Genomic DNA, 12,505 nt, shown 5'->3' on the forward strand with positions numbered 1-12,505 from the left:
CAAGGCACCCCGACCCAGAAGCGGAAGGACCCGACATGATCAGAAAGGCATTACCGCTCTTCGCTACGGCCCTGGCTGCCACGCTCGGCCTCGCCCCGGCGGCGGGCGCGTCGGCGGCTCCGGCCGAGCCGTCGTACAAGGTGCTCGTCTTTTCGAAGACGGGCGCCGTCCGGCACGATTCCATTCCCACGGCCGTCCAGACGATCAAAGATCTGGGAGCCGCCGACGGATTCACCGTCGATGTCACGGAGGACGACACCGTCTTCACCCGGGCCGGTCTCTCCGCCTACAGCACGGTCGTCTTCGCCTCCACCACAGGCGACGTCCTGAACGACGCGGAGCAGGCGGCGTTCAAGGGGTACATCCGCAGCGGCGGCGGATATGTGGGGATCCACGCCGCCGCCGATACCGAGTACTCCTGGCCGTTCTACGGAGAGCTCGTCGGTGCGTACTTCAAGAGTCACCCCGCCCAGCAGCAAGCCGGCGTCCACGTCGAGGACCTGGTGAACCCCAGCACCGCGCACCTGCCCGTGTCATGGAGCCGGTTCGACGAGTGGTACACCTACCGGTCGAACCCCCGGACCACCGCGCATGTCCTGGCGTCCCTCGACGAGACCAGCTACGGCCCCGGCGGCGGCGCCATGGGGGACCATCCGATCACGTGGTGCAAGAACCACCAGGGTGGACGCTCCTGGTACACCGGCATGGGGCACACCAAGGACTCCTATGCCGACCCGGCGTTCCGGAAGATGCTCCTGGGCGGGATCCGCTACACGGCCGGGGCGGTCGACGCCGACTGCACACCCTCGGGTGGCGGGACGGGGACCGTCCAAGCCGAGTCGTTCCAGACGGGGCAGGGTGGCCGGCCCGTCACCAAGGAGGGGGCCGACAACGGCCGGACGCTAGGCTATCTCGACCCGGGTGACTGGGTTTCGTACGCGAATCTCCCGGTCGGCGGATCGACCACCTTCAAGGCGCGTGTCGTCTCCGGCGGGGCGGGCGGCACGATCCAGATCCGTACCGGCTCCCCGACCGGCCCGGTACTCGGCTCCGTCGACGTCCCGAACACCGGGGGCTGGACGACCTTCAGGGACGTCTCGACGACGTTGAAGGCCGTGCCCTCTGGTCGCGCAGACGTCTATCTGACCTTCACCGGTACGGGATCAAGCCTCCTCGACGTCGACGACTTCGCCTTCAGCGTCCCGGCGCCCGGCCCGGTGCTCGGCCTCGCGGGCAAGTGCCTGGACGTCTCCGGCGCCGCCACCACGAACGGCACCCAGGTTCAGCTCTCCACGTGCAACGGCGGGTACGCCCAGCAGTGGACCCGCACACCGGCCGGTGAACTGCGCGCCCTCGGCAAGTGCCTGGACGTCTTTGGTGGAGGTACCGCCGACGGCGCCAAGGTGGAGCTGTGGGACTGCAACGCATCGGGCGCCCAGCAGTGGACGCCCACCCCGGCCGGCGAGCTGCGCAACCCCCGGTCCGGCAAGTGCCTGGACGTCTCCGGCGGAGGTACCGCCGACGGCACCAAGGTCCTGTTGTGGACCTGCTGGGGCGGTGCCAACCAGAGGTGGGGTCTCCCCGCCTGAGGTCCCTTCCTGCCGGCGGCCGCTCCTCCCGCATCGCGCAGATGGGCGTTCTCCCTGTGAGCCTTCTTTCGTCGAGCTGCGGCCAGGCGATCAGAGGGCCCGGTGCACCCCACCGCTGGGGGCGGCTGGGGTGCACCGTGGTGTGAACGCGGCCGTGGCCGCAGCGAACCAGGCGGCCGTCATGCCCGGCCCGACGGGCGCACGGCGCAGCCCCTGTCCGCCGCTGCAGCGCGCCCTTCGCTGGTCTCCAACACCCCACTCTAGAAGTGGAGTTGGTGCCCAGCGGGGGCATGTTCGCATGCTGATCCATTGACGTGGGTCGCAGGCCGCCCCTAGCCTTCCAACTGCTAGGGAAAGCCCTTTCCGTAAGGGGAACTGAGATGAATGATCAGCTTCCGGGTGGGGTGGGAATCTCCTTGCTCCGGGTGTACGGCGGGAAGCCGGCGCCCGACGGTCTGGTCGGCGGATCGCCCCACATGCACCTCGCCTGTTCCGAGGGGTACTACGTCGTCTCGGGCCGCGGAACGGTCCAGACGCTGAACTCCCGGGGCAGCATCGACACCCGGCTGGAGCCGGGTGCGGTCGTGTGGTTCGACCCGGGTACCATCCACCGCCTGGTCAACGAAGGGGACTTGACGATCCTCGTCCTCATGTCCAACAGCGGGCTCCCGGAGGCCGGAGACGCCGTTCTCACCTTTCCGCAGTCGTACTTGGCCGACCGGCCGGCCTACGAGGCCGCGGCCGAGCTGACGGGTACGGGCGAGACCGTCCTGGCGTCGGCGATGCGCCGCCGCGATCTCGCGATCGAGGGATTCACGGCCCTGCGGAGTGCCTACGCGACCGACGGGCCCGCAGCGCTGGATCCGTTCTACACCAGCGCGGTGAACCTGGTCCGTCCCCACATCCCCGAGTGGCGGCAGCGATGGCGCGACGGTGCCCAGAGCGCCTCCGACGCGACCGCGGGATACCTGGAGGCCCTGGAGCAGGGCAGCGCCGAACACCTTCCGGCGGCCGTGGTGCACGCGCTGGCGGAACCAACCCACCGGCGCAGGCCCGGAATGTGCGGCCTGCTTGACGTGTACGTGCAAGGTGCCCGACCGCTGACGCGCGGCCATCTTGCTCCCCAGCGACGACGAAGAGGTTGAAGGAACGATGAGTCCCTCCTCACCGCAGCAGACCGGGTTCCCCGCTGAGGGCCCGGCCCACACTCCTGACTCCGCACATACGCCGCAACGGGACGGGGCCGCTCCCGAGAGCCCGGGTGCCGGGCCGGTGGGCAGGCGGCTCCCGGTCCGGCCCGACGCGGCGGCCCGGCTCGCCCGTGTCGCCGAAGCCTCCTGGCGGCCGGCGCTGCTCCTGGGCGTGCTCCTGTTCGTCTGGTGGCTGGTGGCCTGGCAGGAGTTGGTGGAGTCGTACCTGGTCCCCTCGCCGGGTGACGTGCTGGACGTCCTCGCGGACCAGCGGTCCGAGCTGATGAGTCACACCTGGGTGACCACGTACGAGACGCTGATCGGATTCGTTCTGGCCGCCGGCATCGGGGTGGGGACCGCGGTGCTGATCGTGTACTCGAAGACGCTGGAGCGGGCCATCTACCCGGTCATCCTGTTCGCCCAGGTGATCCCCAAGATCGCGATCGCGCCGATTCTCGTGGTGTGGTTCGGGTTCGGCATGACTCCGAAGATCGTGCTCGCCGTGTTGATCGCGTTCTTCCCGGTCGTCGTGTCGAGCGTGGCGGGCCTGCGGTCGATCAACCCCGAACTGCTGGAACTGTCCGCGACGATGGGCGCCAGTACCTGGCAGACCTTCGTCAAGTTCCGTCTGCCGGGAGCGTTGCCACACGTGATGGCGGGCCTGAAGGTCGCGGTGACGCTGGCCGTGGTCGGCGCCGTCGTAGGTGAGTTCGTCGGCGCACAGGAGGGCCTGGGATACGTCCTGCTCGCCTCCAGCGGCAACCTGGACGCGCCACTCCTGTTCGCCGACCTGCTCCTGATGTCTGCCATCGGCATCGTGCTCTTCGTCGTGATCGAGCTCGCCGAGTCCCTCCTCATCCCCTGGCACGCCAGCCGTCGTGACGGCATGGCACTCACGACCACCTGATCCCCCTGCACCGAAGGCCACGCCCATGACGCAGCACCACCTTCATTCGTGCCGTTCGCTCGCCGCCCTGGCGGCCGGGCTCGTCACCGCCACCACGCTGACCGCGTGCGGCGGCGCGAGCGAGCCGCCGAGCACCGCGGACGGCAAGCGCAAGGTCACCCTCATGCTGAACTGGTCCCCCTACGGCGAGCACGCTCCGCTCTACTACGGTCTGGAAAAGGGCTACTTCGCCGCCGAGGGCATCGAGCTCACGATCAACGCCGGTACCGGGTCCGGCAACACCATCAAGGCGGTCGGCCAGGGCCACACCGACTTCGGCTGGGCGGACACCTCTCCGCTGCTGCACGCGGCGGACAGCGGCATGCCTGTGAAGTCCGCCGGCGTATTCCTGCAGAAGGGGCCGGCGTCCCTGGAGTTCTTCGCCGACCGGAACATCAAGACCCCCCAGGACCTGAAGGGGAAGAAGGTCGCGGGCACAGCCGGTGACGCGATGTGGGCGACGTTCCCGGCCTGGCTGGAGATCAACGGTCTCAAGCGCGCGGACGTGCAGCTGGTCAACGTCGACGCGGCGGGCAAGATAGCGGCCCTGAACGAGGGCAAGGTCGACGCCATCATGGGCTTCTTCCACGACCAGGCACCGACGATCGAGGCCAAGAGCGGCAAGCGGGTCGAGGTGATGCTCTACGCCGACACCGGCCTGAACCTGCTGGGTACCGGCCTGGTAGCCAACGAGAAGACGATCGCCTCGGACAAGGACCTGGTGCAGAAGATGGTGCGGGCGGTCCAGAAGTCCTGGACGGAGGCCGTCAAGAATCCTGCCGCGGCGGTCAAGGCCATGGAGGGCAAAGCCGACATGGCGCCTCCGGCGGACGTGATGCGCAAGCAGCTGGACAAGGCCGTGCCGCTGCTGCAGCTCGAAAGGGCGGGTGCGCCCGGGGTCAACACCGAGCAGCAGTGGACTGACATGATCAAGCTGCTGAAGGACACCGCGGGATTGAAGAAGGCGGGTCCGGCTGCGTACTACTGGGATGCCTCGTTCGCCAAGGCGGCGCGCTGATGCACACATCCACGAAGCTTCCGGCGATCGCGGTTCGCGACCTGACGTGTCAGTTCTTCACCAAGCGGGCACAGACGACGGCTCTGACCGATGTGTCGCTGGACATTCAGCCCGGCGAGTTCATCAGCATCGTCGGCCCTTCGGGCTGCGGCAAGTCGACCCTGCTCAAGATCATCGCCGGTCTGGTGCGCCCGACGGCCGGCTCGGTCGAACTGCTGGGCGCGCGGGTGGAAGGCCCGCAGCGTGACGTCGGGTTCGCGTTCCAGCGGTCAGCCCTGCTGGAGTGGCGCGGTGTTCGCAGGAACATCCTTCTCCAGGCCGAGATCCGAGGGATGGACCGCGCCCAGGCCGAGCGGCGGGCCGACTACCTGATCGAGATGACCGGCCTCCGAGGATTCGAGGACGCGCTTCCGCACGAGCTGTCCGGGGGCATGCAGCAGCGCGCGGCGCTGTGCCGTGCGCTGCTGCACGAGCCGCCGGTCCTGCTGATGGACGAGCCGTTCGGTGCGCTGGACGCGCTCACGCGCGAGACGATGAATGTGGAGCTGAACCGGATCTGGCGCGAGACCGGGGTCACCGTCGTGCTCGTCACGCACTCGATCGCCGAGGCCGTCTACCTCGGCACCCGCATCGAGGTCATGAGCCCCCGACCGGGCCGGATCGTACGCACGCTCCCGGTCGACCTGCCGCGTGAGCGGGCTTACGGCCCCACCCTGGCGACCGACGTCTTCCACGGCCTCGCCGCGGAGATCCGGGACCTGCTCGGTGCGAGCAGCGCGCACGACTGACGCGGGCCCCCGGACTGCTCCGTCCAGTGGAACGGACACGGACGCGGCTCAGGCCGGTTCGGCGGTGACCGCGGAATCGGAAGGCATAATTCCGACGATCGTGTCGTCGTGCCGCGGAGGCCGTGATGATGGAACCGGACCTGGCCTCTCGCTGGCCACTGGTCGGGCGGGACGCTGAAGTCGCGGCGTTCGACCGGGCCTGGAGCTCGCCGGGTCTGCAGGCGGTGATGGTGTGGGGTCCGGCGGGAGTGGGCAAGTCGAGACTGGCCGATGCCTGTCTCGACCGGGCGGTGGCCGCGGGGTTCACAGCGGGTCGGGCCACCGCCACGGCCGCTGCCGCCGCGGTGCCGCTCGCCGCGATCGCGCACCTCATTCCCGCCGGGGTGGACATGCGTGACCCGGTGGCCGGGTTCGCCCAGATCGCCGGCAGTCTGGCCGGTGCCCGGCCGGGCGGGGCGGGGGCCGTGGGGCGGGTGCTGCTCGTGGACGACCTGCACCTGCTGGACGGGGCATCGACCGTCCTCCTGCGGCAGCTGATGGACGCGAACCTTGTGCGGCTGATCGGCACCATCCGTACGGGTGGGCCGATGTCCGACGCGGTGGCCGCACTGTCCCAGGGCGACAGGGTGCACCGCATCGCCCTGTCGGCGTTCGACCAGAGGCAGGTCGCGGCGCTGCTGGAGACGGCCCTGGGCGGACCGGTCGCCGGGCGCGCGGTCCACCGGCTGGCCACCGCCTCGAACGGGAACGCCCTGTACCTCCGTGAACTGGTGCTGGGCGCGGTCCAGGACGGCGCGCTGGCCTTCAACGGGGAGATCTGGCAGCTCTCCGAAGAAGGGAGCGTGGCCACCCATGCCCTGGCCCAGCTCGTCGAGGCCCGGTTCGGCGCGGCACCCGAGACCGCCCGGCCCGCGCTGGAACTGCTGGCGCTGTGCGAGCCCCTCTCGCTGGAAGACGTTCAGGCGGAGACGGGGCCGGGGGAGCTGGCGCACCTCGAAGCCGTGGACCTGATCTCGGTCACTGCGGAGAGGCGTCGCACGGCCGTCCGGCTGGCGCACCCGCTCTACGGCGAAGTGCTGCGGGCGTCGCTTCCGACCCTCCGGCGCCGGCACCTCCTGGAAGCCCAGATCCGCAGGGCCCAGGACCGGGGCGAGCGGTGGCAGGGTGATCCCCGGAGGATCGTGGAGTGGCAGCTCGCCGCCTCGGGCAGCGCCGACCCCGGCCAGTTGGTCGAGGCTGCCCTGCTGGCCCGGTACGCCCGCGACTATGCCCAGGTGGAGGCCCTGCTGGAAGCGGTGCCCGACGAGGCGCACACGGCCAGGTCACGGCTGATGCTGATCGAGGCACTGCTGGAACTTGGCCGCCCGCGCGCCGCCGACCAGGTGCTCGCCGCAGCCGAGGCGGTTGTGCGCAGTGAGCGGCAGGCTCTTGCCATCCTTCTGATCCGCGCCAACGGCATGGCGCTGTCGGACGACCCCGTTTTGGATCCCACCGGGTACGTCGCCGCCTTGAGTCCCCACATCTCCAGTGACGCCGGGCGCACGGCCCTGCGGCACTGCGAGGGGGCGATGTACGTGTTCGCGGGCGATGTGCCCCGGGCGCTGCAGCTGACCGACGGGATGGACGGGTCCCTCGACGGCAGCCCGAACCCGTTGCTCACGATGTTCGCCGCCGTCATGAGGGGCCACGCCCTGACCCAGGCCGGCCGGGGGGAGGAGGCGCTGGCCCTCGGCGCCAGGCTGCGGGCGGAGTTCCTCCGGATCACCGACGAGTCTCTTCCGAGGACGATGGGAGCCACGGTGGAGAACATGCTGGCGATCGCGTTGTGTACCGAGGGCCGGCTGGCAGAGGCCCGCGAGGTGGCGCAGACCGCCTATGCCGAGGTCAACAGGGCCGCCATTCCGGTGGTGAGGTGCTTTCTGGCCTGGAACCTCGGTTCGATCGCCTGGCTGTCCGGCCGGGCGGCCGAGGCGAGGCGGTGGTACGCCGAGACCGCTGCCCTCAGCAAGGCCCACGACATCAGGATGATCCGTCCGGCCATGCGCGGCCTGGCGGCGGCCACCGCACTGCTGGGCGACGTCGAGGCGGCCAAGCGCACGGTCGGTGAGTCCGGGGACCACCGTCACCTCTTCGGCGCGGGCTGGGACGCCTTGGGCGTCGCTTGGCTGTGCGTGGCCCAGGGCGACCTGTCGGGTGCCCGCACGGTGCTCGCCGAGGCGGCGGAGAGGACCAGGGCCGCCGGTCTGGCTCCGTTCGAGGCGCTCGTCCTCACCGACATCGCCCGGCTGGGCGCTCCGGGAGACGTCGCGGCGCGGCTCGCCGAGCTGGGCGAGTCCTGCGACGGCCCGCTGGTCGCGGCCCAGGCGCGTCTCGCTGCCGCACTGCACGCGGCAGACCCCGACCTGTTGCTGGCATCGGCCGACGAACTGCACGTGCTGGCAATGGACCTGATGGCTGCCGAAGCCGCAGCCGCGGCCGCGGCTGCGCTGCGCCAGGGCGGTGAGGTCCGCCGGGCCACGGCCGCCGCCCAGCAGTCCGCGGTCCTGGCCCGTGCCTGCGAGGGGGCCCGTACCCCCCTTCTCGCCGCAGCGAGGACTCCCGCCCCACTCACCTCACGGCAGCGGGACATCGCTCATCTGGCGGCCAAGGGCACTACCAGCAAGCAGATCGCGGAGTCGCTGCACCTGTCGCCCCGCACCGTGGACAACCACCTGCAGACGATCTACACCAAGCTCGGCGTCTCCACGCGCCGCGAACTCGCCGCTCTGCTTCAGGAACGCGGAGCCGAGTGAGACGCCCGGCGGGGGACCGCTGCACCTGCTATCTGGCACCATGCAACTTGCTTGCTCATGCTTGAAAATGACGCCTAATGAGCATCTGTTGACATGTGGTCGCTGGACCGACCAGAGTCGTCCCCGCACATGATCCGACTCGGCACTGAGGAGCGTCATGCCCAAAGACTCCGCCATCTCCTGCCGTTCGCTGCTCGGAGGTGCACCGACGGGCAGCACCTCGGCCGCCGCAGGCATCGGCTCGGCGTCCCCGGCCGAGGCCTTGGAGGCGACATCCGCCATACCCGGCCGCCGGCCGGGACAGACCACCATGGTGAACGTCCCCTTCGACGCCCACGGCACGGTGCGTGTGGGGGTAGTAGGGCTGGGCAACCGCGGATCGGGCATGGTCAAGGGGTGGGCCGCCGTGCCGGGTGCCGTCGTGACCGCGGTGTGCGACGTCCGCGCGGACAGGGCCAAGGGGGCAGCCGATCAGCTCGTCGTCCGGGGCAGGCCCCGACCTGCCGAGGTCACAGGCTCCACGGACGTGTTCACCCGGCTCGTGACACGCGACGACGTCGATCTCGTGTACATCGCCACGCCCTGGGAGTTCCACTACGAACAGGGCAAGGCCGCCCTCCTCGCGGGCAAGCACGTGATGGTCGAACTGCCCGTGGCCACCGGGCTGAAAGAGCTGTGGGACCTCGTCGACACCTCCGAGCGCACCCGTCGGCACCTGATGCCCGCGGAGAACTGCAGCTACGGACGCAACGAGCTCGCCATGCTCAGGATGGCCCACGACGGACTCTTCGGCGACGTCACCAACGGCCACGGCGGATACTTGCACGACCTCAGGCCTCTGCTCTTCTCCGACACCTACTACACCGACTCCTGGCGTCGGCTCTGGCACACGCGCAGCACGGCCGGCCTCTACGCGATGCATGGTCTCGCGCCCATCGCCGCGGCCATGGACATCAACCGTGGTGACCGCATGACGAAACTGCGTGCCACCGCCACGGAGCCGAAGGGCCTCGCCGACTACCGGGCCCGGTTCGTCGACCGGTCGCACCCGTCGTGGAAGGAGACGTACGTCAGCGGAGACCTCGTGACGTGTCTGATCGACACTGCACAGGGCCGGATCATCCGCGCCGAGCACGACGTCAGTTCCCCCCGCCCCTACAGCCGGATCAACACGCTCGCCGGCACCCGCGGCATCTTCGAGGACTACGCGGGGGTCACATCGGGCGGTGCCGGACGCGTCTACCTCGAGCCCGACCACGGCGGGCACACGTGGCGCGAGTTCGCCTCGTACCGCGCCGAGTTCGACCACTGGCTGTGGAAGAAGATCGGAGACGACGCGGCCAACAACGGCGGCCACGGAGGCATGGACTACGTCCTCCAGTGGCGCACGGTGCAGCTGATGCGGAGCGGAGGGGTCCCCGACATCGACGTCTACGACTCGGCGGCGTGGTGTGCGCCCATTCCGCTGAGCGTCGCCTCTCTCACTGCCGGCGGCAGTCCGGTCGCCTTCCCGGACTTCACCCGGGGTGCCTGGGCCAAGCTCAGAACGGGCCTCGACTCGCGCGCCTCGGAGATGCCCCCCGTGGCCTGACGAAGCAGACCCCGGGCCGACAGGACCGAGGCCGCCTGTCCGGACGGGCGGTGACGAGCAGGACCCGCCGCCCGGCGCTCTCCCGGGGAGCACGTGGTCATCGACCGCAGTGGCTCCAGCCCGTCCTGGGGCGCACCGCTCCGCCTGTCCGTGCCCGACCGCAGGGCCGAGCGGTGCGCCGGCGGACGCGCCGCCATCTGAGTAGCGACTACTCAGGTGCGGGTGAAGGCCCACTTCGAGGATGGGGGGACATCCCTCGACATCAGGTGGTGACGACGATGCCGTCAGGTTCTTGTGCGACGACTCCCGCGTCCGGTCCCGGTGGCTCCGCCAGGGCTTCGGACGCTTTCCGTCAGGATCCTGCCGTCCTGACGGGCGGCGGATCGCGCGGATGGGGACAAGCCATGGACAAGGGACGAGCAGACGGTCTGGCCGAGCCGGCCGGACCGTGGCGGGCCGTGGACTTCCGGCCGGACCTGGACGCGGCCGACGGCTGTCCGAGCTGTGAGAGCTGGGGCGTGCTGCCGAGGGGCCTCGGGGGCCCGGCGCGGCCGTGCCCCGATTGCCAGTCGGCGGTCCGGCTGATGCCGACGTCCTCCCCGACGTCGAGGCTCGACCAGCGCTTGCTCAGGGGGGCTGAGCGCACATCGTTCGCGCGGGAGCTGAGGACCTTGTACGAGGCCGGAGCCACCGTCGGGGAGCTGGCCTGGAGCCACCGCCGGTCCCACACCCTCATCTGCAGGCTGCTCACCGAAGCCGGGGTGGCGTCGGTGTTCCAGGGGCGGCGCACGGGCCGCGCCCGTGGGCGTGACCCGGAGCAGGGGCGGGAGGCGGCACCAGGGAGCTCGGACCCGTAGTGGTCAGGCCGGTACGGGCCCGTCGGCCAACGGGGAGGCCTGGGCACGGACGGACCGGTCGTGCGGCCGGACCTCGGCCCGTCCACCGACGGGGCCCGCGCACGGGTGAGTCACGTTCCTGGGTGATCGGTGTCTTGACGCATCCGGCCTGCATGCGCAGACTTGCTTGTAGCGTCGCCACTTTGCGCGTAACCGAGCACAATATGTGGTTGATCGCGGCACGCTCACGCTTGATGCATCCCAGAAACCCGAGGTTCCCGTACCCCTCGGCCCTCACTTCCGCCTCTCGTACGCCCTGCTCAGTACGCTGCCACCGAGCGGTCCACTGCGACCGGGTCGAGGACATCCTCGATCACCATGACGGCCGCACCGATGACACCGGCCTGGTCGCCGAGCGTGCGCCCCCGCATGGTCAGGTGCTGTGTGGCCAAGGGCAGCGAGCGGCTGTAGACGGCCTCGCGGATGCCGGCCAAGAGGTGCTCGCCGACATCCGCGAGGTCGCCGCCGACGACGATCGTGTCCGGGTTGAAGAAATTGACCAAGGAGGCCAGGACCTCGCCGATGTCCCGCCCCGCCTGGCGGACCAGCTGAACGGCCAACGGGCTTCCTGCGCGGACCAGCTGCACGACGTCCCGGCTGTCGGTGGCCTTCTCGCCCGCCGCGGTCAGCCGGGTCGCGAGGGCGGCACCGCCGGCAACGGCCTCCAGGCAGCCCGTGTTGCCGCACCGGCAGAGCTGGTCCGCGGCGGCCGCCACCCGGATGTGGCCGATGTCGCCGGCCGCTCCCTGAGCGCCCCGGTGGAGTCGCTTCTCCGTGACGATCCCGCACCCGATGCCGGTACCGACCTTGACGAAGAGGAGGTGTTCGACCTCGTGGCCGGTCGCCCAGTTCTCCCCGAGCGCCATGATGTTCACGTCGTTGTCGACCAGGACGGGCACGCCCAGCCGGGAGCCCAGCCAGCCCGTCACATCGAAGCTGTCCCAGCCGGGCATGATCGGCGGGTTGGCCGGCCTTCCGGTGGAATGTTCCACGGGGCCCGGAAGCCCGATGCCCGCGCCGCACAACGCGGCGGCTGTTCGGTCGCATTCCGTGAGGAGAGATCCGAGCGCTTCGACGAGCCACGTCAGTACGCGCTCGGGACCCTCCTCGATGCGTATGTCCGTGCTCTGCTCTGCCAGCACGCGGGCGTTCAGGTCGGTCAGTGCGACCCGTGTGTGGGTGGCGCCGATGTCGGCGGCGAGCACCAGGCGTGCCGCGCTGTTGAGGGCGAAGGCCACGGCGGGCCGACCGCCCGAGGAGATCGCCTCTCCGGCCGGGGTGATCCACTGCCCTTCGAGCAGTGAGTCCAGGCGTTGCGAGACCGTCGACCTGGCGAGGCCGGTCACCTGCACGAGTTCGGTGCGGGTACGGGCGTGGCCGTCGCGCAGGATCGCCAGAAGTGCGCCCGCGCCTGCTGCCTCCGTTGTCACTCCGTGTCTCCTCATCCTCGATCTCAGGGGTCACGGAGGACCATGCACCCCTGTCAATCGTATCCGACCCCCCTCCTTTTGCTTGACGGTCGACATAAGTCATTCATACGATCGTCAATATGCAAGAGATTCGCCGAGCGGAATCAGAAGTAAGAGTGGGTCTCATGGGAACTGGCGACATGAAGCGCGTGCACGCCAGGGCTGTCAGACAGGCGGGCGTGCGACTCGTGGGCGTCGCCCCACTCGGAGCCGCCCGCTCCTGCTC

General features: G+C 70.0%; 9 protein-coding genes. 8 read left to right on the top strand and 1 reads right to left on the bottom strand.

Annotation, left to right across the window (positions count from 1 at the left end):
• The first annotated feature begins 35 nt into the window (after positions 1-35).
• The 8 genes from IE237_RS32300 (at position 36) to IE237_RS41805 (ending at position 10,771) form a co-directional block, all read left to right on the top strand.
• Positions 36-1,589 (top strand): lectin, encoded by a 1,554-nt coding sequence (locus IE237_RS32300; protein WP_189805704.1) that lies wholly within the window; start codon positions 36-38, stop codon positions 1,587-1,589.
• Between the two features lie 380 nt (positions 1,590-1,969).
• On the top strand, positions 1,970-2,734 hold the full coding sequence (locus tag IE237_RS32305) for a cupin domain-containing protein (protein ID WP_189805705.1): 765 nt from the start codon (positions 1,970-1,972) through the stop codon (positions 2,732-2,734).
• Between the two features lie 127 nt (positions 2,735-2,861).
• Complete coding sequence (locus IE237_RS32310; protein WP_229843036.1) at positions 2,862-3,686, top strand: ABC transporter permease; 825 nt, start codon at positions 2,862-2,864, stop codon at positions 3,684-3,686.
• Between the two features lie 25 nt (positions 3,687-3,711).
• The gene (locus tag IE237_RS32315; protein WP_189805707.1) at positions 3,712-4,743 is read left to right on the top strand and encodes an ABC transporter substrate-binding protein; all 1,032 of its coding nucleotides are present in this window, start codon (positions 3,712-3,714) and stop codon (positions 4,741-4,743) included.
• A complete protein-coding gene (locus IE237_RS32320) occupies positions 4,743-5,531 on the top strand; it encodes an ABC transporter ATP-binding protein (protein ID WP_189805708.1) in 789 nt (262 codons plus the stop codon). Before IE237_RS32315 ends, IE237_RS32320 begins: the two co-directional genes overlap by 1 nt.
• A gap of 125 nt (positions 5,532-5,656) precedes the next feature.
• On the top strand, positions 5,657-8,323 hold the full coding sequence (locus IE237_RS32325) for a LuxR C-terminal-related transcriptional regulator (protein ID WP_189805709.1): 2,667 nt from the start codon (positions 5,657-5,659) through the stop codon (positions 8,321-8,323).
• A gap of 157 nt (positions 8,324-8,480) precedes the next feature.
• The gene (locus IE237_RS32330) at positions 8,481-9,914 is read left to right on the top strand and encodes a Gfo/Idh/MocA family protein (protein WP_189805710.1); all 1,434 of its coding nucleotides are present in this window, start codon (positions 8,481-8,483) and stop codon (positions 9,912-9,914) included.
• 584 nt (positions 9,915-10,498) lie between these two features.
• Complete coding sequence (locus IE237_RS41805; protein ID WP_440862300.1) at positions 10,499-10,771, top strand: helix-turn-helix domain-containing protein; 273 nt, start codon at positions 10,499-10,501, stop codon at positions 10,769-10,771.
• A 299-nt stretch (positions 10,772-11,070) separates the two neighbouring features.
• On the opposite strand, the gene IE237_RS32335 is transcribed toward IE237_RS41805, so the two are convergent.
• Positions 11,071-12,240, bottom strand: a complete 1,170-nt coding sequence (locus IE237_RS32335; RefSeq protein WP_229843037.1) for an ROK family protein — start codon at positions 12,238-12,240, stop codon at positions 11,071-11,073.
• Positions 12,241-12,505 lie beyond the last annotated feature (265 nt).

Source organism: Streptomyces tanashiensis, from assembly GCF_014648895.1.
Taxonomy (GTDB): domain Bacteria; phylum Actinomycetota; class Actinomycetes; order Streptomycetales; family Streptomycetaceae; genus Streptomyces; species Streptomyces tanashiensis.